Here is a 20,735-nt window from a genome sequence, read left to right as displayed (position 1 = left end):
CCCGGGTCAGCTCGACTCGATCGTCGACCGGACGTGATGCCGCCCCAGGGGGAGCATGAGGGGCGCACCCGACGACGGATCGACGATGACGTGACTCTCCAGACCGAAGACGGCACGCACCGTCTCCTCCGTCAGCACCTCGGTCGGGACACCGCCGGCGTGGACGCGACCGTCGGCGAGGGCGATCAGATGGTCGGAGTACCGCGCTGCCATGTTGAGATCGTGCAACACCATGACGATGGTGGTACCGCGGGCGCGGTTGAGGTCGGTCAGCAGATCCAACACCTCGATCTGATGACTCACATCGAGGAAGGTCGTGGGTTCGTCGAGCAGCAGCAGGTCGGTGTCCTGCGCCAGAGCCATCGCGATCCACACTCGTTGACGCTGGCCGCCGGACAGCTCGTCGACGGCGCGGTCGGCGAGCGCGGCCGTGTCCGTCATGTCGAGCGCGGTGGCCACCGCGAGATCGTCCTGCGCACTCCAGCGCGCGAAGAGCCCTTGGTGGGGGTGCCGACCTCGACCGACCAGATCGCTCACCGTGATCCCCTCCGGCGCGACCGGAGACTGGGGCAACAGTCCCATCGTGCGGGCGGCCGCCTTGGCAGGAAGTCGGTGCACGTCCCGCCCGTCGAGCAACACCCGGCCGACCCTCGGTTTCAGCAATCGGGACATCGCCCGCAGCAGGGTCGACTTGCCGCAGGCGTTCGCGCCCACGATCGACGTGATCGCTCCGGGGACGACCGTCAGAGTGAGCCCCTCGATCACCGTGCGGTCGCCGTAGCCGAGCGTCAGGTCCTCGACGGCGAGAGAGTGGGTCGATGTCACAGGGAGCCTCCCCCACGATGGGAACGAGCGATCAGGTATACCAGGTAGGGCGCGCCCAGCACACCGGTGACGATGCCCACGGGGTAGCGGGTGTCGAAGGCGTACTGGCCGCAGAAGTCGGCCACGAGCACCAGCAGCGCACCGACGAGAGCAGACGGGACCAGCAGTGACGCACCGGGGCCGACGATGCGGGCGGCGATCGGACCGGACAGGAATGCGACGAAGGCAATGGGCCCGGTTGCTGCCGTGGCGAAAGCGATCAGGCCTGTCGCGGCGACGATCGCCAGGAGCCGGGTGCGGCTCACGCGGACCCCGAGGGCGGGAGCCATGTCGTCGCCGAGGCGGGTGATCGCGAGGTCACGGTCGAGGAGCATCAGAACGGGCGTCAGGATCACCGCGGCGAGGAGCACGGGAACAGCGGCGTCCCATGAGGATCCGTTCAGACTGCCGGTGAGCCAGCGTGTCGCTTCCTGCAGATCCCATTCGGCGGCGCGAGAGAGGATGTACGCGGTGGCGCTCTCGAGCACGGCCGCGATGCCGATACCGATCAGGATGAGCCTGGTACCGACGACGCCGTCCTCGAACGAGAGCACGTAGATCACCAGCGCGACGGCCAGCCCACTGACGATCGCGAATGCGGACACCTGCGTCGACGTCCACGACAACGTCACGATGGCGAAGGTCGCGGCGGCTCCCGCTCCCGCACTGATGCCGATCACGTCGGGACTCGCCAACGGGTTGCGCAGCATCGTCTGGAACGTCACACCGGCGATCCCGAAGCACAGACCCGCGGCCACCGCGAGCACGGCGCGTGGCAGGCGCAACCGGCCCACGGTGTAGGACGCTCCCGGAACATCCTGACCCAGAACGACATCGAGCACGTCGCTCGCTGGGTAGAACGTTCTCCCGGCCATCAGCGACAGAGCGAAGACCGCCACGAGCGCGATCGACAACAGCGCCACGACCGTGCGTCGACGTGCGGCCCGGCGGCGCCGGCCCTGCACCACCGTCGTGACCGTGCCGGATCCCGAGCCGGTGGCCACAGCGTGGGTGATCACAGCGCCGACACCTTTCGACGACGGACGATGTGGATGAAGAACGGAGCACCCACGACGGCGGTGAGGATCCCCACGTCGATCTCGGCAGGCCGCGCCACGATGCGGCCCAGGATGTCGGCGCCGGTCAACAGGATCGCCCCGCCCACGGCCGAGAACGGCAGCGTCCAGCGGTGGTCCACGCCCACCAGCAGGCGGCACACGTGCGGGACGACCAGTCCGACGAAGGCGATGGGGCCCGTGACCGCGGTGACGCTGCCGCACAGGACCACCGCACCGATCGCGGCGGTGGCGCGGGCCACGGCCACGCGTTCACCGAGACCGGCCGCCAGGTCGTCGCCCAGCGCGAGGGTGTTCAGACCGCGGGCGGACAGGAGACAGACCACGAAGCCGACGACGAGGAACGGCAGTACGATCCAGATGCGATCGAAGACGGCTCCCCCGACCCCGCCGATCTGCCACGAGCGGATACCGCCCGCGATGTCGTTGCGCGGCAACGCGATGGCGCTGACGAACGACACCAGCGCCGCCGAGGTCGCCGCGCCGGCCAGTGCCAGTTTCAGAGGGGTCGCGCCGCCCCGGCCCAGCGAGCCGACCGAGTACACGAACGCGGCGGCAGCAGCTGCGCCCCCGATGGCCACCCACACGATGCTCGTGGCGCCGGCGAGTCCGAAGAAGGCGATTCCGGCGACGACCGCGAGGGATGCACCCATGTTCACACCGAGAATTCCGGGGTCCGCCAACGGGTTACGGGTCACGCCCTGCATGACGGTGCCTGCGACGGCCAGAGCGGCGCCCGCCACCACCGCGAGCAGCGTGCGCGGGAGTCTCGTGGCCACCGCCGCCTGATCGAATCCGTCGGTTCCACCTCCGAGGGCGAGGAGGACGTCCGACACTCCGACGCTCCTCGACCCGATCATGACCGACGCGACCACGAGCGCCAGCAACGCCCCGCAGGCGACCAGCAGCGCCGCACCCTTCACGAGGACGCGGCCCGCGGTGCTCGACGCAGGCGGAGCCGACGCTCGGGTGTCGGTGATCACCGAGACGAGGCAGCGGCGCCGTCGAGCAGGTCGAGGTAGTCGTCCAGCACCCAGTCGACGGAGAGCGGCGTGGGGTTGGACGCCGTTCCCAGCGGCCCCGTGCCGGGGAGCGCGACGATGGCGTCGTTCTGCACGGCCGGCATCTGCGAGAGCAGGGGATCCGCCTCGAGAGCGGCGACCAGTTCGTCGCCGCCGTAGGTGACGATGATGTCGACGTCCCCGAACGCGTCGGCCTGCTCCGCACTCTGCTTCAGGCTGAAGCGATCCGTCGCCGCAGAGGCAGTCGCCACACTCGGCGGCGTGGTCATGCCGAGGTCCTCGAAGAACATGGTGCGGGTGTCGTGGGTGGTGTAGAAACTCACCTCACTGAGATTCGTCGTGTCGACGTGGGTGAGGAACATGGCAGAGCGGCCCGCGATTCCGGGATGCTCTGCCACCGCCGCGTCGATACGCTCGTCGAGGTCGGCGATCAACTGCCGCCCCTCGTCGGCCTTGCCGAGAGCCGTGCTGCTGACCTCGATCATGTCGCGCCACGGCGTTCCCCACGCGGTCTCCGGGTACGCGACGACGGGCGCGATCTCGCTGAGCTGGTCGTAGTCCTCCTGCGTCAGACCGGAGTACGCGGCGAGAATGACGTCCGGGTCCGTGTCGGCGACGGCCTCGAAGTCGACGCCGTCCGTCTCGTCGAACAGGACCGGCGTCTCGGCGCCGAGTTCCTGGAGCTTCTCGTCGACCCACGGCAGCACGCCGTCGTCATCGTCGTCACCGAAGTTCGCGGCGGCCATGCCGACGGGCACGATGCCCAGAGCGAGGGGCACCTCGTGATTGGCCCAGTTGACGGTCGCCACTCGCTCCGGCCGGGACTCGATCACCGTGGTGCCGAGAGCGTGCTCGATGGTCACGGGCGTCCAGTCGGCCGTCGTGGACGACTCGGTGGTGGCGCCGCCGGTCGAGTCGGACGAGCAGGCCACCAGACCGGTCGTGAGCACCGCCGCAGCGGACAGGACGGCGAAATGCGCTATGCGAGACATGTATTCCTCAAATCGGTGTCCGACAGGCGTCGACAGACACAGGGTAGCCTTACCTTTGGGACAGTAAAGGACCGGTAGGGCTTTCGCAATCGTGCGAACAGGACGTACCGACCATCGAAAGCGACATACCGTGACGACGGTCACGTGCAGCACACTCTGGGTCACACGTCGCGAAACGCTGGGGGTCACATGTCGCGAAACGCTCCGGGTCACATGTCGCGAAACGCTCCGGGGTTCACTCCGGTGACCCGCCGGAACGCAGCACCGAACGAGCTGGCCGACGCGAATCCCACCGCTGTGGCGATGTCGTGCATGTCCTCACCGCGGGCAAGGAGATCGATCGCACGCTGTGCTCGCACGGTCGCGACCCATCGGGTGTATCCCACTCCCGTCTCGGAGTGGAACATCCGGGTCAACGTCCGGGTACTGAGGTTCAGTCGAATCGACCACTGCGCCAACGTCGTGGTGTCGTCGGGACGTTCGAGGATCGTGGCCACGAGCGGAGCCAGCCGATGCGAGGACGGCACTCGCAGCACCACCTCCCGCGGCGACGGAACCAGCACGTCCAGGATCATCGCCTCCGTCGTCGCACGCGACCGCGGCGACAGAGCCTCCTCGGAGACGCGATCCAGCAACAGTCGGAGCAACGGGGTGATGTCCACCGCGACCGGTCGATCCGACAGAGGCTGGGCCTCGGACACGTTGAACTGCGCAGCGCGGGAGACGGTTCCGGCCGACATCCGTCCCCGGTGCAGCAACCCCGCCGGGATCCAGAGGCCGGTGGTGGCCGTGACGGTCCACGTCCGGGTCCCCACGGTCGCCGTCGAAGCACCTCGGTCGTTCCACAGCAACTCGTGAGTGGGGTGAGAGTGATTCTCCCACAGGGTTTCTCGCACCACCGACTCGTGGGTGCCCGCGATCACGAACGGGACGTCCAGCTCTCCCGAGCGGTAGACGGGGAGTCGGCGGACGTCCATGGCCGCGTTCCGAGGCGCGGCCGCTCCGGCGTGCGCTGCGTCGGAATGGGCCACGCGGTCACCCTACGCGGGCGAGGATCGCCGAGCTCACTCCACGACGACGGTTCGGCCGCCGTCGTTCATCGAGGCGACGAGAGCGTCGGCCACGAGCCCCGCACGCAGTCCCGCGTCCGCGTCGGCGAGTTCCGACACCCGGCCGGCCTCGAGGGAATCCACCCATTCCTGAAGTTGCAGGCGGTAGGCGTCGGCGTATCGGGGGATCCAGTCGGCCGGGTAGGCCACGGACCGCCGGCGGTCGCTGTCGGTTATCACGTGAGTGGGCAGCACGAGCGCGGACGCTCCGATATCGCCCACCACCTCGCACCTCGTGTCGTATCCGTAGCGGGCGTTGAGGAAGATCTCGACCGTCACCAGAACGTCGGACTCGGTCCGCAACAGCATGATCTGCGGATCCTGCCGCGTTCCGGAGTGCGCGGACGTGCGACCCGCGTGCCAACTCACCTCCGTGATCGGCGACGACAGCAACCACGGCACGATGTCGAGTTCGTGAATCGCGGAGTTGGTGATGGTCGACGCGGACGTGCCGCCGGGGTAGGCCTCGACCGTGCGACTCACGCAGTGGGCGACGAGGGGTGCACCCAGTGCGCCGGACGACACCACGCGCTTCAGTTCCACGTAGGCCGGATCGAACCGACGCATGAAGCCGACCGTGATCAAGGTGCGATCGCCCTGCGCGGCGATGATCTCGCGGCACTCCGCCGCCGTGGGTGCGAGAGGCTTCTCGCACAGCACCGGCTTGCCCGCGGCCAGCGCCAGGTGCGCCAGTTCGGCATGGGTCGAATCGTGCGAGGCGATGACGACGGCGTCGACGTCGTCACGCTCGATCAGCGCCGGGCCGTCCGCCGCGACGGTGGCGCCGCGCAGGGTGGAGGCGACTGCACTCGCCCGTGCTGCGTCGAAGTCGGCGACAGCGGTCACCGCCGCGCCCGACACCCGCCGATCGAGGGACAGGGCATGGTCCGCCCCCATGACGCCGACACCGATGATTCCAACCCGCACAGTCATGATCGGAAGTATTACATCTTAATGTCCTGACAAATGCGCTTTCGTCTGATTGGCTCTGCCACATGACGCAGAGCGCCTCCCTCCCCCTGTCACGAGTTCCCGATCCCCGTGACGCGCCCGTGCTCCGATGGGCAGTCCTCGGGCCGGGGTGGATCGCGCACCGGTTCGTCGAGTCACTGCACCGGCACACGACCCAGTCCGTCGTCGCGGTGGGATCCCGCTCACCGGAGCGCGCACGCGCCTTCGCCGACGAGCACGGCGTCGACCGCGCGCACGGCACGTACGAGGCCGTCTTCGCCGACGACGACGTCGACATCGTGTACATCGCCACGCCGCACACCGAGCACCTCGCGAACGCCGTCGACGCCATCGCCGCGGGAAAGCACGTGCTCGTGGAGAAGCCGCTCGCCGTCGACGCGGCCGGCGCGGCCCGGATCGCGGAGGCAGCACGGGCTGCGGGGGTGTTCGCGGGCGAAGCGATGTGGACGAGGTTCCTGCCGAAGTTCGACGTGATCGAGCAGGTGCTCGGCAGTGGCATCCTCGGACCGATCCACACGGTGCTCGCGGATCACGGCGAGTTCTTCACCACCGATCACCGCATCTACGACCCGGCGTTGGCCGGTGGCCCGCTCCTGGATCTGGGAACGTACGTCGCGTCCTTCGCCCACTCGGTTCTCGGTGCCCCGGAGACCGTGGATGCCCGGAGTCAGCCGGCGAACGGCGAGATCGACGGTCAGATCTCGGCCCTTCTCACCGGCGAGTCCGGACATGCGGTGCTCAACACCACGATCCTGACGAACACGCCGACGACGGCGGTCGTGTGCGGCCGGGACGGCACACTCACCATCGCCGGGCCCTTCTTCATGCCGGGGCCGTTCACCGTCGCGCTTCGCGACGGCATCACCCTCGCCTACGACGAGACCCCCGGCCTCCAGGTCGACGGACTGCATCTCGCCGCGGTGGAGGCTGCGAGAAGGATTTCCGTCGGCGAGGTCGAGTCCGCCGTCCATCCCCTCGCCGACGCGGTCGCGACCCTGGAGATCATCGACCGGATCCGCGACGGGATCAGCTGATCAGATCGGCGTAGACCACGATGTTGTCGTCGTAACTGGCTGCACCGCTGTCGAACAGGCCCCCACACGTGATCAGCCGGAGACCCGGGTGATCGATGTCGCCGTACACCGTCGTCGTCGGGAACTCCGCCTTCGGATACTGCTCGACCTGAGTGACCCGGAAGCGTGACGTGGTGCCGTCCTGCAGGGTGACGATCACGTCGTCGTCCGAGGTGAGGTCACCGAGCCGGGAGAACACGCCCGGCGCACCGTTCCAGTCGACGTGACCGGCGATCACCGACGGCCCCATCGCGCCGGGAGTCGGTGAACCCGTGTACCACCCGGCCGGGAACGCGCCGGGCGGTACTTCCATCGTCCCGTCCTGCTGCAGACCCAGGCCCATGAGGTCGGAACTCACCTCGATGGCGGGCACGTCGATGCGAATCGGCGGTGACGAGACGGCCTCGGCATCGGAGACACCGGTGGCGCCCTCGTCGACCGCGCCGACGTCCGCCTGCGCGGTCGCGGCCGGCGGCGGCGTGCCGGCAACAGTGGAGCATCCGGAGACAAGCGCCAGCGCGAGCAGCACCGCAGCGCACAGTGCGCGCGCCGCGGTGGCGGCGGAACGTTGGGGCATGTCAGCTCTTTCGACGACGCAGCACCAGGACAGACCCGATGATCGCCGCGGCCGCGAGGCCGACCGACACGGGCTGCCAGTGGTCTGCCGACCGGACGGTGCTGCCGTCACCCGTGTCGACGCCACCACCCGGAACCTGAGTGATCTGGCTGCCCGGCGAGTACTGACCGGGAGCGTCCGGACCTGTTGGGACATCGGGAGTTCCGGGCGTGATCGGGATTCCCGGTGTGTTCGGGGTTCCCGGCGTGTTCGGGGTACCGGGCGTGTTCGGGGTACTGGGCGTGTTCGGGGTACCGGGCGTGTTCGGGGTACCGGGCGTGTTCGGGGCTCCCGGCGTACCGGGCGTGTCCGAGGTGGGCGGGACCACCGGTGCGGTGGGCACCGACGAGGTGGGCGGTGTACCCGGCACACTCGGGAGACCCGGGATGGTGATCACGGGCGGGACACCGGGGATCGACGGCAGTCCCGGGATCGACGGGATCGGAATCACGATGGGAGGCACCACGACTCCCCCGTCGCCGACCGGGGTGGTGGTCGTCCGCGGGGAGCAGTCGTTCGCCGTGATCACGTTGTTGTCCAGGGTGACCGCGCCGTTGCGCGCCAACACACGTCCGGAGACGGTCGCACCGTTCTGCACGCTGATCGAGGTGAGCGCCAGTACCGTTCCGACGAACGTCGTGGAGGTACCGATGATCGCCGAGCTGCCCACCTGCCAGAAGACGTTGCAGGGGTTCACGTTGATCAGTGCCACTCTGCTGCCGGAGCCCGTGATCAATGTGGACGGCGCCTGAAAGACGAAGACGGCGTCGGGATCCGATCCACCGTCCAACGTGACGGTGCCGTTCAGGGCCAGTGCGCTGGAAGCCTTGTAGACCCCGGGGGCGAGGGTGCTGCCGGTGATGTCGGCAGCGACGTTCGCCGAGATCGGCTCCGCGCTCGCCTGGTCGTATGCCGTGGTGAGGTCCGACTGCGCCTGCAGCGCAACCGCGTCGGCGGCATGAATCGTGCCGTTGTTCACGAGACCGGGCGGGAACCCCGTGACGGCCGCGGTCGGACTGGTTCCGAGATCACCCGAGATGACCGACGGGCCGGTGTTGGTCACGCCCGCACCGGCAAGGACCGCGTAACTGGCAGCGGTGCCGAGTCCCACCGGAGTGGCGGCGTCGGCGGTGCTCGCGCCGACGATCATCAGAGCCGCCGTGGCGACGGCGACGGTACCCAGTGCGGGGAGACGGCCTCGTTTGGCGGCATCGAAGGGAGAATGGTCGAGGTGTGTCCTGGTCATGCGGTTCCTTGCGCGATGTGGTGAATGTGCCGCATCCGAGATGCGGCACGTGTGGTGCGCAGACTCTGTCCCCGACGACGCAGAGCGGTGCGATGGAGCCCCGGCGACGCCGGCGCGTCGGTGACCGTCCGAAGAGACGACCACGGCGCCGAGATGTGGCGGGGGCAGGTGTGAGATCGAGCCGACTCCGTCGAATGCGACGTAGATTTACGGCATAAACGAGAGTGAACAGGACGATAACGGTAATGTCAATGCATGCCGGAATTGCGCCATGTGTCCAGTCCGGACAATCATGTGATGGACGCCTGACATCACTGTGCGACAACAATTCTCGGACTTTGATATCGACATCGATACGATATCGGGCATGCATTCACGATATAACGGGCGAATAACTTGGATGTACCGCCCGAGTTCTGTCCGACCGGCCGCATCGACCTCCGATCACCGCAGACGCGAGGTCAACGCGTGTGCGGCCCGCAGCAGCTGTTCGCCGAGAACGGGACGCCGGGCATCGTCGAAACGGCCGGCGACGCCCGTCAGACTCAGCGCCCACGCCGGGGCGTCCCGTCGATCGAACACCGCGGCCCCGAGCCCCCAGCTACCTTCCACCAACAACCCGGGATTCACCGAGTATCCCTGCACCAGAACCTGTTCCACCCGTTCGGCGATCTCGCTCGGCGCGTGACATTTCCCCCAGCCGCCGAGATCTGCACGGTCGAGGTACTCCACCCGCTCACGTTCGGGCAGGTGCGCGAGGATGACCAACCCGGCGGACGCGACTCCGAGGGGCATGCGCAGGCCGATCTGCAGGACGTGCGAGCGCAGCGGGAAACTGCCCTCCTCGCTCGCGATGCAGACCGTCTCGTCGCCCCGACGTGCCGACAGGAAGGCGCTCTCCCCCGTCGTTCGGGCCAGATCGCGCAGGATGTCTCCCGCACTCGACGTGATGTCGTACCGCTCCGCTGCCATCGATCCGAGAAGGAAGGTCTCGGGCCCCAGCGCCCACCGGCCCGACTCGTGCCGATCGACGAAGCCCTCCGCCGCCAGCGCGGTGACCATTCGGTGCACGGTGGGTCTGGCCAACCCGGCGGTCCTGGCGATGTCGGTGGTCGATGCGCCGTCCGGCTCGTGATCACCGATGGCTCGCATCACCGCCGCGACTCGCGCGATGACCGACCTCGCTGCCTCCGCCATCACCGCAGTCTAGTGCTCGGCGGTTGTCCACTCAGTGAACGCCGCGCCGCTGATCGTTCCACCGGTCGAGCAGTTCGTGACCCAAACCCCTCATCGCCTGCGCAGACACGGCATCCCTGGTCGAATGCAGAGAGTGTGCGCGTCCACTCACCGGACTCGCGCGTCCGATCAGTACTCGATCTCAGGAGGAACTCGTGGCCACCGAAGTCCTGTCCACCCCCGCCGACGCGGTCCGCGGCGTCACGGACGGCGCCACCCTGGCCGTCGGCGGCTTCGGCCTGTGCGGCATCCCCGACGCGCTGATCGACGCGCTCGTCGCCACCGACATCACCGACCTGGAGGTCTACTCCAACAACTGCGGTGTCGACGGCCACGGTCTCGGCATCCTGCTCGCGGCCCATCGCATTCGCCGAGTCACCGCGTCCTACGTCGGCGAGAACAAGGAGTTCGCCCGGCAGTACCTCTCCGGTGAACTCGAGGTGGAACTCACCCCCCAGGGCACTCTGGCCGAGCGTCTTCGTGCCGGCGGAGCGGGCATCCCGGCGTTCTTCACCCCGGCCGGGGTGGGCAGCCCCATCGCCGATGGTGGGCTCCCGTGGCGCTACGCCGCCGACGGATCCGTGGCACTCGCCTCACCCCCGAAGGAGACTCGTGTCTTCGGCGACAAGCGGTACGTCCTCGAGGAGGGCATCCGCGCCGACTTCGCGCTCGTGCACGCGCATCTGGGTGACACCGACGGCAACCTCGTCTTCGACAAGGCAGCCATGAACTTCAACCCCCTCGCCGCCATGGCCGGCCGCATCACCGTTGCTCAGGTCGAGCGTCTCGTGCAGCCGGGTGAGATCGACCCGGCGCACGTACACCTGCCCGGCGTGTTCGTCCAGCGCATCGTGGAGACCGGCCCGCAGACACCCCGCATCGAGAAGCGCACCACCCGACCCGCAGGAGACGCACGATGAGCACCGACACCGGATGGACCCGCGAGAACATGGCCCGGCGCGCGGCGGCCGAATTGCGCGACGGTGACTACGTCAACCTCGGGATCGGGTTGCCCACACTGATTCCCGGCTTCCTCGATCCCGCGATCCGCGTCACGCTGCACTCCGAGAACGGCATCCTCGGCACCGGCCCCTACCCCACCGAGGACGAGGTCGACGCGAATCTCATCAACGCCGGCAAGGAAACCGTCACCACCCTGCCCGGCGCGGCGTTCTTCGACTCCGCGCTGTCCTTCGGCATGATTCGCGGCAGCCACATCGACACCGCCGTGCTCGGCGGCATGCAGGTCTCGTCGACCGGCGACCTGGCCAACTGGATGGTCCCGGGCAAGATGGTCAAGGGCATGGGCGGCGCCATGGATCTCGTCCACGGCGCCGCGCGTGTCATCGTCGTCATGGAGCACACCGACCGGGACGGCAACCCCAAGATCGTCGACGCGTGCACCCTCCCCCTCACCGGTCAGGCCGTCGTCGACCGAGTCATCACCAATTTCGCCGTCATCGACGTCGTCGGCGACGGCACCCTCGTCCTACGGGAGACCGCGCCCGGTGTCACGGCCGCGCAGGTGCACGACGCCACCGGCGCCACCCTCACCGACGCCGACGACCTCGTCACGCACTGACCGGCGGCGGGCCGTTCTCACGGCGTGAGGATGGCCCGCCCCCGCACCGTTCCCGCGTCCAGATCGTCGATGGCGCTCTGGAAGTCGTCGAGTGCGTACTTCGCGGTGTGCAGAACCACGGACCCGCGGGCCGCGAGAGCCATGAGGTCGCACAGGTCGTTGTAGGACCCGACCAGGTTGCCGATGACGTTGATCTCCGACGACACGATGTCGATGGTCGGCACGTCGATGTTCTCGCCGTATCCGACGACGTGGTAATTGCCCGCCTGCCGCAACATCGCGATGCCCTCCGCCGTCGCGCCGCCTTCACCGACGAAGTCGATGACCGCTTCGCCGCCCTGCCCGCCGGTGAGCTCGAGCACCTGCTCGATGTGGGTACCGTCGGCGACGACACCGTGATCGGCGCCGATCGCGAGTGCCAGTTTCACCGCGTCGGCGTTACGGTCGACGACGACGATCTCGGCCGCGGTCAGAGCCTTCAACACCTGAATGCCGATGTGGCCCAATCCACCCGCACCGATCACCACGACGCGGTCGCGGGGGGTGAGATGTCGCGACGCCTTCGCGGCAGCGTGGTACGCGGTGAGTCCCGCATCGGCGAGGGCAGCCACGTCCGCCGGCTCCAGCGAGTCGTCGAGCTTGACCACACTGCGTGCCGACGTCTTCAGGTACTCCGCGTAGCCGCCGTTCGTGTCGATGCCGGGGAACTGGTTGATCTCGCAGTGCACGTCGTCGCCGGATCGGCAGGCGCGGCAGAGCCCGCACGTGATGAGCGGGTGGACGATGACCTTGTCGCCCTCCTGCACGTTGGTCACGGCGGAGCCGACGGCGTGGACCCACCCGGCGTTCTCGTGGCCGATCGTGTACGGCAGCGTCACGTTCGACTTCTCGGCCCACTGCCCCTCGAGGATGTGCAGATCGGTACGGCACACCCCCGCTCCGCCGATCCGGACGACGACGTCGAACGGCCCTGTCGGGGTGGGAACGGGCACCTCGGTCATTCGGAGTTTCTCGTGGTACCCCACGACCTGGACTGCGCGCATGGTGCTCATGTCATGTCTCCTCGGTTCTCGGAAAGGTCAGGCGTCGACCGTCGTACGGTCCGGATCGTCGTAGCGGGTACGGAGCAGTCCACGGCAGAAGTGGGCGTTGCCGTCGATCGAGATGCGGGTCGATCGAGCCCGACGCAGCGCGAGCGGCACGTCGAGCTGCGCGTAGCAGGCTCCGGTGTGATCGACCATGACGATGCTGCCGGGCGCCTCGTCCAGGCCGAGGGACCGGCGCCGCGAGAGCAGCGCCATGGTCGTCTCGTCGTCCGGGAGATCCCCCAGCACAACGGTTCCCATGTCCTCCATGCGGCGGGACGGATCCCGCTTCAGCAGTGCGGTCAGGCATCGCTCCATCGCCGCGACGTGAGCCTTGCGTTGAAACGTCGTCCGGAGCTCCTCCAGGTCGTTCTCCGCCTCGTGCGCGAAGGTGCCCCGGTACCCGGCGTCCGCGGCGAGTCCCGCGTTGATGATCGGCGAGTCGTGGTGGTCGTCGAGTTCCACCGTCACGTTCCGCGTCCACGGCAGGCCGGTGAGCACGTCCTTCGCGTCGGAGGCCATGAGGTAGGCGAAGTTCGGCGCGCAGAAGGACGTCGGCAAGCGCAGGTGCACCACGACGTCTCGGTCCTCGGAGACGGTGAGCGACTGCACGAAGTCGAGGTCGGTGATGGGTTGGTCGAGCTCGGGATCGATGACCACGTCCAGGGCCCGCATGGCCGAGTCGGCGCGGGTGGTCATCTCACGCACCCACGAGAACGTCGTCTGCCGCCCGGTCGGCACCGCGCGGGCCGGTGGCGGTCTCGTCCGCATCGGCGATCTGCAGCTCGGCCGGAACCGGGATGTCGTACATCTTCGCCGCGTTCAGGCCCAGCACCTTGCGCTTCTGGTCCATCGTGATCTCCGGGTACTCGCTCAGCTCCGCCGGGATCTGGAAGTCGACGAACGACTCGATCAGCCAGCGCGGTGTCCACAGGGCGTAGTCGGACGAGAACTGGATCCGGTCCTCACCGAGCCAGTAGAGCAGTTCACCCATGATCTGGCCGAAGTACTTCGGCCGGGAGTGAATGAACGGCATCGCGACGGCGAGGCCGGCGTGCACGTTCGGCTCCTGGGTGGCGATCCAGCAGAAGTCCTCGAGCCGCGGGAGGCCGCAGTGCTCGACGACGAAGTTCAGATCGGTGAAGTCGGTGGCGACATGATCGACGTCCGCGACGTCGAAGGCGTCGCGATCGAGCGGCCTGATGGTCGGTCCCTTGTGGACGTGGATGTTGGTGATCCCGAGCTCGCGGCACACCTCCAGGTAGCGACGGGTCCAGTCGTCGTCGAGCTTGTAGCCACGCGAGTCTCCGTGCCACTCCGCCGTGTAGAGCTTGACGCCCTTGAGTCCGAACCGTTCGGCATCGGCGCGGAGCTGATCGAGCCCACGCTCACCGTTGCGCGGATCGAAATGGTGGTTGTAGGTGAGCTTGTCGGGATTCTGTGCCGTGAGGGCCCAGGCCTCCTCCGTCTGCCCGAACCCGTTCACGTAGAACTCCCCGAGGTGGGCCGGCTGGAAGATCGCGTGATCGACGTACCCGTCCTCGAAGAGATCCTTCATCAACCGGTCGCCGCCCTGGTAGAGGTACTCGTCGTAGGGCCACAGTTCACTCTCGGGCGACAGGTTGCGGTGGTAGTCGTAGAAGCAGTCGATGAACTGCTTGCCGTGGATGTTGCGCTGGTTCTCGGCCCTCGCGTCCCACAGCGCGACGTGCGCATCGACGATGAAGAAGCTGTTGTCGCCCTTGGTGTACATCGAGAATCCCTTCGTCATGTGACTGGCGTCACCTTCACTGGTTCGACGGTAGGGCGCGGCGGGCATGGCTCGAGAGACCCCGGCGTCTCAATCTGAGACGGTCGGACTTCGCATCACGCTGTAATCTGGATCACAACCATCCCGCCCACCGTCAGGACGCCCGTGCCCGCATCACTGCCCGAACACCGGACCGGGTCCGGCCGCGAGGTGGACGCGATCGCCGGTGCGGTACCTCCTCGGCTCCGCGCCTCCTGGCTCCGGAGCCGGCGTTACGGAATCCCGGTGGACCACGTCGAGCCGGTCTTCGCCGGGACGGAGCGGCAGGAATCGCTCTTTCTGCAGTGCGGTGACGAGGTGCTCGCCGACCTGCAGCGGACTCTCACGACCGAGCCGGTCGGCCTCATGCTCACCGACGCGGACGGCCTCGTGCTGTCCCGCCTGAGCGGTGACCACACCCTGCTGCGCGCGCTCGACGACGTCCACCTCGCCCCCGGCTTCGGCTACTCGGAACGAGAGGTGGGGACCAATGGTCTGGGTCTCGCGCTGGCCGACCTGGCACCCACCCTGGTGCGTGCGGAGCAGCACTACTCCCACAGCCTCACCGGTTTCACCTGTGCAGCCGCCCCGGTGCTGGATCCCGCGACGGGTCGGTTGCAGGGTGCCGTGAACCTCACCACCTGGTCTCGGACGTCGAGCGACCTCCTGCTCACACTCGCACGGTCGGCCGCGAGCACCATCTCGCTGGCGATGTCGGCGCGGTCGACCGGTAGACGGGAGCGGCCGACCGCGCGGCGCAGCCTCTTCCGTATCGAGCACGGCTCCACCGGCACCGGTGTTCGACTCGGCGCGGAGTGGTCGCGACTGGAGGCAAACGCCCACTCCGCCATGGCGGCGGGATCGACCGTCGCGGTGATCGGCCGCCCCGGCTCCGGCCGCTCCGCGCTGGTGACGCACGCTGCGCGGCGCGCCTTCCCGCGCCACCGCATCCTGTCCGCAGCGGCCCCCGCACCCGACGACGTCGACACGTGGCTCGATCTCTGGACGTACGAGGCGGATCGCACCGACACGGTCGTCGTCCTGCGCGACGTCGACACGCTTCCCGACTTCGCCGCCCAGTCTCTCGTCGACCTGCTGCGGTCCGCCGAGGCTCGGATGCCCTTCGCGGTCACCGCCGAACGGTTGCACGACATCCCGGCCGCTCTCGCCTCCGCTGTCGCGTCGGTCGTGTCGCTGCCCCCGCTGTCGGACCGACCGGACGACGTCGTGCCGTTGGCTCACGAGTTCGCGCGGGCGGTGCGCGGCCGCGACGTACGCATCACCTACGCGGCGGAACGCGCTCTGCAGCATCATGACTGGCCACAGGGCGCGGCAGAGCTACGTGACGTCGTCACCCGGGTCGCGTCACGGGCGGACGTCGTCGACGTCGCGATGCTGCCCGCCGAACTGCTGGCGGGCCGAACCCGCCGATTGTCGAGCATCGAAGCCTTCGAGCACGGTGAGATCGTCCGGGTGCTCGCCTCGGGCAAGGTCACGATGAGCCAGGCGGCCAGGCAACTCGGGATGAGCCGCGCCACGCTCTACCGAAAGATGGCCTACTACAAGATCGATCCGCGCAACCCCGGTTGAACCACCCCGGTTGAACCACCTCGGTTGAACCACCTCGGCCGCGTAGTCTCGTCCCCGGACGACTCGACATCAGCGGGAGGAGCGCGACCATGGACGACGAACTCGCGCGACGTCTTCTCGCACTGCGCGGCCTCCCCCATTTCCTTCGCGCCCTCGCACAGAACGCGACGGCGACCACCACGGTCTCCGATTTCCTCACCGGCTCGGTGGACGACGACGCCGCTCTGCTCGTCGTGCTCGAGCAGGGCGCGGCGGCGGCCGTCCGATCACTCGAGGGCGTGGCGCACGCCGGCATCACCGCCACGGTGGACGGGCACCCGTTCACCGTGTCCCCCACCGATGCGGTCGTGTTCGCGCTCGACGCCCAGCAGTACGACCTCGACGACGGCCCCTGTCTGCGCGCGCTGCGGACACACTCCGCGCTGCGCTTCTCGCACGACGAGGTGGCCCGGCTCTGGCCTCCCCTGGCTGCGCTGGCTGCGCGAGCCGGGGTGGAGCGGGTGCACGCGTCCGCGCTGACCGTCGACGGAGCGGCTGCGGGGTCGGTCAACCTGTACGCCGCGGGTCCACCCCTGACCTCCGCGCAGGTCGAGGCCGAGGACGATCTGGTCTGCGTCCTCGTCGACCACCTCGACACCGCCCTGTGGTCCTACGGCCGCGGGCGCGACCTCGACGCCGGAGTCCGACGGATCGGTGCGGCCATGGCGGACCGCCGGGTCGTCGGCATCGCGGTCGGCATCCTCATGGTGCGGGACGATCTCGACATGGGCGAGGCCCGAGCACTACTCGAGAAAGCCTCTGCCGCAGCGGAACTGCCACTCGTCGACGTGGCCCGCCGGATCACCGAGGACAGCTGACCGACGATCACGGCGCCGCGAACGCCGCCTCGAAGGCGTCGAGTGCCTCGTCGGGATCGGCGCGCGCCCACCCCTCGAGGCCGACGACGCCGTCGTAGCCCATCTCCCGCAGTGCCGCGGCGACGACCGGATAGGCGATCTCTCCGGTGCCCGGTTCGCACCGCCCGGGAACGTCGGCCACCTGGATCTCGCCGATCCAGGGAAGCGAGCGCCGCACGGTCTCGATCAGGTTCCCCTCGCCGATCTGAGCGTGGTACAGGTCCAGATTCAAGCGCAGCGCCTCGCTGTCCACCGCGGACACGAGAGCGAGTGTGTCCGCCGCAGTGGCGAACGGTGTGCCGGGGTGATCCACCGCGGTGTTGAGGTTCTCCAGGGTGAACACGCGTCCGGCACGCTCGCCCAACTCGGCGACCCGGCGCAGTGTGTCGGCCGCTCGGAGCCACATGTCGGGGGTCACCGTGTGCTCGGGACGAACCGGCAAACCCTCGGAATCGAGCCCGGTGCCGTGCAGATTGAGGCGCGGACAGTCGAGCCGATCGGCCACGCGCAGCGACTCCGAGGCCGTGCGGAGCAACGCGTCGATGCCGTCCGGATCGGTGAGGCTCCCGGTCAGATACCCGGTCATCGAGGAGAACCTGGCGCCCGTGGCGCGCAGATCGTCGATGTTCCTCGTCGACCAGTTCCAGATCTCGACCTCCAGGCCGCGGTCGGCGATCCGTCGCACCCGATCGACGAACGGCAGATCAAGATGGAGCATCTCGGCGCTGGCCGCCAGGGTGTACGTCATCGGACGACGTCCGCGTCGAGGTCCGCGACGGCGACCGCGGCACCGGACCGCACGCTCTCGATCGCGGCGAGCGCGATCGACAGGGCGACCCGAGCGTCGGAACCACCGACGATCGCGGGCGTCGAGTCGCGGACCGAGGAGACGAACGCGATGAACTCGCCGACGTAGGCCTCGCGCAGCAGATCGGTGTCGCGACGGGCGGTGTCCACGGTGATCCCGCGAGCGTCGTACAGCGTCATGTCGCTCGACGCCGCGGTGCCGGCAGTGATCATGCCGCCGGATCCGAACACCTCCCCGCGGACGTCGTAGCCGTACAGCGCGGAGAAGTTGGCCTCGGCCGTCGCGAGGGCGCCGTTGTCGAACGCGATGGTGACGACGGCGGTGTCGAGGAAGCCGTCGTCCCTGGCCTCGGGCCGGATCAACGTGTCGGCCATGGCGTGCACCCGCACCGGAGCGGCTCCGGGATCGAGGAAGCACAGCGTGTCGAAGTCGTGGATCAGCGTCTCCAGGAAGATGGTCCACGGCGGAACTCGGCTCGGATCTCCACCCCACGGGCCGGGATCACGGGTGAGCGAGCGCAGCAGCTGGGGGGTACCGATCCTGCCCTCGTCGACGGCCCGACGTGCCGCCGCGAATCCCGGCGCGAAACGGCGGTTGAAGCCCACCTGGAGTGTCACTCCCGCGGCCCGTGCGGCGGCGATGGCACGGTCCGCGTCCTCGAGGGTCACGGCCATCGGCTTCTCGACGAACACGTGCTTCCCGGCCTCCGCGGCGGCGACGACGAGATCGGTGTGACTCCGCGCGGGGGCGGAGATCACGACCGCGTCGACGTCGTCACGCTGCAGGGTCTCGTGGATGTCGGTGGACGCCGTCGGCGCACCGAGTTCTCCGGCGAGCCTGTCCGCGGCGCCGGGCACCGGATCCGCCACTGCCCGCAGCGCGGCCCCCGGAACCCTGCGCGCGACGATCTCGGCGTGATTGGCGCCGATCCTGCCCGCACCGAGCACCGCGATGCCCACCACCTCCGGACGATCGACTGCCATGACGCCTCCTACTAGTACGTTCTAGTTATGCTGCTCGCAGAGGCTAGAACGTACTAGACGCCGTCGTCAACACCCCCGTACGATCGGCGTGTGGCCACCAGGAGACGAATCGAACGTCCCGTCACGATGAGCGACGTGGCGCGGGCGGCGGGCGTCTCCACCGCACTGGTGTCCATCGTCTTCCGCGACTCCCCCGGCGCCAGCGACACGACCCGCGCGCGGGTCCGCGAGATCGCCGACGAGCTGGGGTACGTCCGCGATCGACGGGCGAGCAGTCTGCGGCAGTCGCACTCCCGGCTGCTCGGGGTCGTCTTCGAACTGCAACAACCGTTCCACGGGGATCTCGTCGAGCACGTCTACGCGGCCGCGGCCCGACGGGGATACGAGGTGGCGCTCAGCGCCGTCGCGCCCAGCCGAGACGAGACGGCGGCCATCGACTCCCTACGGCACGATCGCTGCGAGGCGACCATCCTCCTCGGCAGCCGACTGCCGGAGGACGAGTTGGCCGCGCTCGCCCGCACCGTTCCCACCGTCGTCGTCGCTCGCCGTGTCGACACCCCGGACACCGTGACGGTGCGCAGCGACGACGTCGCCGGCATCACGCTGGCGGTACGGCATCTCGCGGAGCTCGGCCATCGGCGCATCGCCTTCGTCGACGGCGACGGCGCACCGGGCAGCGAGGACCGATCCGCCGGTTTCCTCGATGCCCTGTCCCACATCGACGACGCCCGAGCCGAGGTGGTGCGGGGCGGCCTCACGGAGGACGACGGCGCGCGAGCCGTCGAGGGACTCCTCGACACCGAGCACCCTCCCACCGCCGTGATCGCCTTCAACGACCGTTGCGCCACAGGCGTTCTCGCCGCGCTGGTCGCTCGCGGACTCGCCGTGCCGCGGGACATGTCGGTGATCGGGTACGACGATTCGCGCGTCGCCGGACTGGACCACGTCGCACTCACCACGGTGTCCCAGGACGCCGAGAGCCTGGCCGGCGCCGCGGTGGACACCGCACTCGCCCTCACCGTCGACGACAGTGCGCCGAGCATCGTACTGACGCCCAGCCTGGTACCACGGTCGACCACCGGCGCACCGAGAGCTACGTCGTGACGTCCGGGGCGACACCGGTCACGACGGTCCGCAGATCACGGCACGCGACGCGATAGATCTCTGCCAGGTCGGCGTTCCGATCCCCGTCGTCCACGCGCGCCGCCCACGTGTCGAACGCGATCCGGACGGTCATGATCGCGGTCTCGGCGGTCAGTCGGGAGGGTGATCGTGGAACTCGCGCTGCCAGCGCGGCGGCGAGGCGTGCGATCACCACCTCGTCGAGAGCGATCGCCGCAGACCGTAGGTGCGCGTCCGAGACGATCAGCCGACGGATGCGCATCACGAGTTCGGACGACGCCGTGTTCGCTGCACTCATGCGCGCCAGGAATCGTTCCACGATGGTCTCGATCCCGGCCAGACCGACATCACTGGGCTCGGCGTCCGTCACCCACGCCAGGATCTCGCGCTCGAGCCCGGCGTCGAAGCCCACGACGGACTGCTCCTTCGTGGGGAAGTGCCGGAAGTACGTGCTCTGCGAGATGCCCGCGTCGCGCGCGATGTCGCCGACCGTGGTGGCGGCGAAACCCTGTCGCTCGAAGAGTTCGAGCGCCGCCAGCGAGATCTCGGAACACATGTCGCGGCGCCGACGTTCACGCAGATCGGGCGCTCGGGTCGCCGCGGCCTCGGCCGGACCGTCCTCACTCACGACATCACTCCTCTCCGAATGGCCGCAACCTTACATCAACAACCAG

Annotated in this window: 21 protein-coding genes; 6 read left to right on the top strand and 15 right to left on the bottom strand. The window is 68.6% G+C overall.

Translation table 11 applies throughout. From position 1 onward, the window contains the following. Positions 1–6 precede the first annotated feature (6 nt). From HQ325_RS07265 to HQ325_RS07240, 6 genes are all read right to left on the bottom strand, one after another. Positions 7–825 carry an ABC transporter ATP-binding protein gene (locus tag HQ325_RS07265; RefSeq protein WP_222627675.1) on the bottom strand — a complete coding sequence of 273 codons (819 nt, stop codon included), beginning with the start codon at positions 823–825 and terminating at the stop codon, positions 7–9. Continuing rightward, positions 822–1,880 carry an iron chelate uptake ABC transporter family permease subunit gene (locus tag HQ325_RS07260; protein ID WP_308014351.1) on the bottom strand — a complete coding sequence of 353 codons (1,059 nt, stop codon included), beginning with the start codon at positions 1,878–1,880 and terminating at the stop codon, positions 822–824. Before HQ325_RS07260 ends, HQ325_RS07265 begins: the two co-directional genes overlap by 4 nt. Then, a complete protein-coding gene (locus HQ325_RS07255) occupies positions 1,880–2,863 on the bottom strand; it encodes an iron ABC transporter permease (protein WP_308014350.1) in 984 nt (327 codons plus the stop codon). Before HQ325_RS07255 ends, HQ325_RS07260 begins: the two co-directional genes overlap by 1 nt. A gap of 56 nt (positions 2,864–2,919) precedes the next feature. After that, positions 2,920–3,954, bottom strand: coding sequence for an iron-siderophore ABC transporter substrate-binding protein (locus HQ325_RS07250; RefSeq protein ID WP_222627673.1), 1,035 nt, complete (start codon positions 3,952–3,954; stop codon positions 2,920–2,922). Between the two features lie 209 nt (positions 3,955–4,163). Further along, a complete protein-coding gene (locus tag HQ325_RS07245; protein WP_308014291.1) occupies positions 4,164–4,985 on the bottom strand; it encodes an AraC family transcriptional regulator in 822 nt (273 codons plus the stop codon). Between the two features lie 33 nt (positions 4,986–5,018). Next, the gene (locus HQ325_RS07240) at positions 5,019–5,996 is read right to left on the bottom strand and encodes a Gfo/Idh/MocA family oxidoreductase (RefSeq protein ID WP_222627671.1); all 978 of its coding nucleotides are present in this window, start codon (positions 5,994–5,996) and stop codon (positions 5,019–5,021) included. Between the two features lie 62 nt (positions 5,997–6,058). On the opposite strand from HQ325_RS07240, the gene HQ325_RS07235 reads away from it, so the two are divergent. Next, on the top strand, positions 6,059–7,069 hold the full coding sequence (locus tag HQ325_RS07235; RefSeq protein WP_222627668.1) for a Gfo/Idh/MocA family protein: 1,011 nt from the start codon (positions 6,059–6,061) through the stop codon (positions 7,067–7,069). Here the strand turns inward: HQ325_RS07235 and HQ325_RS07230 are convergent. From HQ325_RS07230 to HQ325_RS07220, 3 genes are all read right to left on the bottom strand, one after another. Continuing rightward, a complete protein-coding gene (locus tag HQ325_RS07230; protein ID WP_222627666.1) occupies positions 7,062–7,685 on the bottom strand; it encodes a class F sortase in 624 nt (207 codons plus the stop codon). The genes HQ325_RS07235 and HQ325_RS07230 overlap by 8 nt on opposite strands. 1 nt (position 7,686) lies before the next feature. Further along, on the bottom strand, positions 7,687–8,970 hold the full coding sequence (locus HQ325_RS07225; protein ID WP_261777728.1) for an ice-binding family protein: 1,284 nt from the start codon (positions 8,968–8,970) through the stop codon (positions 7,687–7,689). 444 nt (positions 8,971–9,414) lie between these two features. Then, on the bottom strand, positions 9,415–10,167 hold the full coding sequence (locus HQ325_RS07220; protein WP_222627664.1) for an IclR family transcriptional regulator: 753 nt from the start codon (positions 10,165–10,167) through the stop codon (positions 9,415–9,417). A 194-nt stretch (positions 10,168–10,361) separates the two neighbouring features. Between HQ325_RS07220 and HQ325_RS07215 the strand changes: the two genes are divergently transcribed. After that, positions 10,362–11,126: a CoA transferase subunit A gene (locus HQ325_RS07215; RefSeq protein WP_222627662.1), complete on the top strand. Its 765-nt coding sequence runs from the start codon at positions 10,362–10,364 to the stop codon at positions 11,124–11,126. After that, positions 11,123–11,788 (top strand): 3-oxoacid CoA-transferase subunit B, encoded by a 666-nt coding sequence (locus tag HQ325_RS07210; protein WP_222627660.1) that lies wholly within the window; start codon positions 11,123–11,125, stop codon positions 11,786–11,788. The genes HQ325_RS07215 and HQ325_RS07210 overlap by 4 nt, the downstream gene beginning before the upstream one ends. A 17-nt stretch (positions 11,789–11,805) precedes the next feature. On the opposite strand, the gene HQ325_RS07205 is transcribed toward HQ325_RS07210, so the two are convergent. From HQ325_RS07205 to HQ325_RS07195, 3 genes are read right to left on the bottom strand one after another with little or no spacing between them, the layout of a single operon-like run. Continuing rightward, entirely contained in the window at positions 11,806–12,831 is a 1,026-nt protein-coding gene (locus HQ325_RS07205) for an NAD(P)-dependent alcohol dehydrogenase (RefSeq protein ID WP_222629031.1), read from the bottom strand. Between the two features lie 36 nt (positions 12,832–12,867). Then, complete coding sequence (locus tag HQ325_RS07200; protein WP_222627658.1) at positions 12,868–13,572, bottom strand: iron-sulfur cluster assembly protein; 705 nt, start codon at positions 13,570–13,572, stop codon at positions 12,868–12,870. 1 nt (position 13,573) lies between these two features. Continuing rightward, positions 13,574–14,626: an amidohydrolase family protein gene (locus HQ325_RS07195; protein ID WP_222629029.1), complete on the bottom strand. Its 1,053-nt coding sequence runs from the start codon at positions 14,624–14,626 to the stop codon at positions 13,574–13,576. A 162-nt stretch (positions 14,627–14,788) separates the two neighbouring features. On the opposite strand from HQ325_RS07195, the gene HQ325_RS07190 reads away from it, so the two are divergent. Together HQ325_RS07190 and HQ325_RS07185 are read left to right on the top strand one after the other, a co-directional pair. Further along, positions 14,789–16,252 (top strand): helix-turn-helix domain-containing protein, encoded by a 1,464-nt coding sequence (locus HQ325_RS07190; RefSeq protein WP_308014290.1) that lies wholly within the window; start codon positions 14,789–14,791, stop codon positions 16,250–16,252. A gap of 89 nt (positions 16,253–16,341) precedes the next feature. After that, positions 16,342–17,109, top strand: coding sequence for an ANTAR domain-containing protein (locus tag HQ325_RS07185; protein ID WP_222627656.1), 768 nt, complete (start codon positions 16,342–16,344; stop codon positions 17,107–17,109). A 7-nt stretch (positions 17,110–17,116) separates the two neighbouring features. Here the strand turns inward: HQ325_RS07185 and HQ325_RS07180 are convergent, their stop codons facing one another. Both HQ325_RS07180 and HQ325_RS07175 read right to left on the bottom strand, forming a co-directional pair. Further along, complete coding sequence (locus tag HQ325_RS07180; protein WP_222627653.1) at positions 17,117–17,896, bottom strand: TIM barrel protein; 780 nt, start codon at positions 17,894–17,896, stop codon at positions 17,117–17,119. Continuing rightward, a complete protein-coding gene (locus HQ325_RS07175; RefSeq protein ID WP_222627651.1) occupies positions 17,893–18,939 on the bottom strand; it encodes a Gfo/Idh/MocA family oxidoreductase in 1,047 nt (348 codons plus the stop codon). The genes HQ325_RS07180 and HQ325_RS07175 overlap by 4 nt, the downstream gene beginning before the upstream one ends. A 126-nt stretch (positions 18,940–19,065) precedes the next feature. Here HQ325_RS07175 and HQ325_RS07170 point away from each other — a divergent pair, with 126 nt between their 5' ends. Next, on the top strand, positions 19,066–20,043 hold the full coding sequence (locus HQ325_RS07170) for a LacI family DNA-binding transcriptional regulator (protein WP_222629025.1): 978 nt from the start codon (positions 19,066–19,068) through the stop codon (positions 20,041–20,043). Here HQ325_RS07170 and HQ325_RS07165 read toward each other — a convergent pair. Beyond that, entirely contained in the window at positions 20,033–20,689 is a 657-nt protein-coding gene (locus tag HQ325_RS07165; protein WP_308014289.1) for a helix-turn-helix domain-containing protein, read from the bottom strand. The two genes, HQ325_RS07170 and HQ325_RS07165, sit on opposite strands and share 11 nt — an antisense overlap. Between the last annotated feature and the right edge of the window lie 46 nt (positions 20,690–20,735).

The sequence above is a fragment of the Rhodococcus sp. BP-349 genome (assembly GCF_019835845.1).
Lineage (GTDB): Bacteria > Actinomycetota > Actinomycetes > Mycobacteriales > Mycobacteriaceae > Rhodococcoides.
This window is presented reverse-complemented; position numbering and strand designations above follow the sequence as displayed.

Excerpts from the sequence above, each read along its gene's own strand:
- HQ325_RS07250 (WP_222627673.1), bottom strand. The coding sequence starts at position 3,954 with ATGTCTCGCATAGCGCATTTCGCCGTCCTGTCCGCTGCGGCGGTGCTC.
- HQ325_RS07240 (WP_222627671.1), bottom strand. The coding sequence starts at position 5,996 with ATGACTGTGCGGGTTGGAATCATCGGTGTCGGCGTCATGGGGGCGGAC.
- HQ325_RS07235 (WP_222627668.1), top strand. The coding sequence starts at position 6,059 with ATGACGCAGAGCGCCTCCCTCCCCCTGTCACGAGTTCCCGATCCCCGT.
- HQ325_RS07230 (WP_222627666.1), bottom strand. The coding sequence starts at position 7,685 with ATGCCCCAACGTTCCGCCGCCACCGCGGCGCGCGCACTGTGCGCTGCG.
- HQ325_RS07225 (WP_261777728.1), bottom strand. The coding sequence starts at position 8,970 with ATGACCAGGACACACCTCGACCATTCTCCCTTCGATGCCGCCAAACGA.
- HQ325_RS07220 (WP_222627664.1), bottom strand. The coding sequence starts at position 10,167 with ATGGCGGAGGCAGCGAGGTCGGTCATCGCGCGAGTCGCGGCGGTGATG.
- HQ325_RS07210 (WP_222627660.1), top strand. The coding sequence starts at position 11,123 with ATGAGCACCGACACCGGATGGACCCGCGAGAACATGGCCCGGCGCGCG.
- HQ325_RS07205 (WP_222629031.1), bottom strand. The coding sequence starts at position 12,831 with ATGCGCGCAGTCCAGGTCGTGGGGTACCACGAGAAACTCCGAATGACC.
- HQ325_RS07200 (WP_222627658.1), bottom strand. The coding sequence starts at position 13,572 with ATGACCACCCGCGCCGACTCGGCCATGCGGGCCCTGGACGTGGTCATC.
- HQ325_RS07195 (WP_222629029.1), bottom strand. The coding sequence starts at position 14,626 with ATGTACACCAAGGGCGACAACAGCTTCTTCATCGTCGATGCGCACGTC.
- HQ325_RS07185 (WP_222627656.1), top strand. The coding sequence starts at position 16,342 with ATGGACGACGAACTCGCGCGACGTCTTCTCGCACTGCGCGGCCTCCCC.
- HQ325_RS07180 (WP_222627653.1), bottom strand. The coding sequence starts at position 17,896 with ATGACGTACACCCTGGCGGCCAGCGCCGAGATGCTCCATCTTGATCTG.
- HQ325_RS07175 (WP_222627651.1), bottom strand. The coding sequence starts at position 18,939 with ATGGCAGTCGATCGTCCGGAGGTGGTGGGCATCGCGGTGCTCGGTGCG.
- HQ325_RS07170 (WP_222629025.1), top strand. The coding sequence starts at position 19,066 with ATGAGCGACGTGGCGCGGGCGGCGGGCGTCTCCACCGCACTGGTGTCC.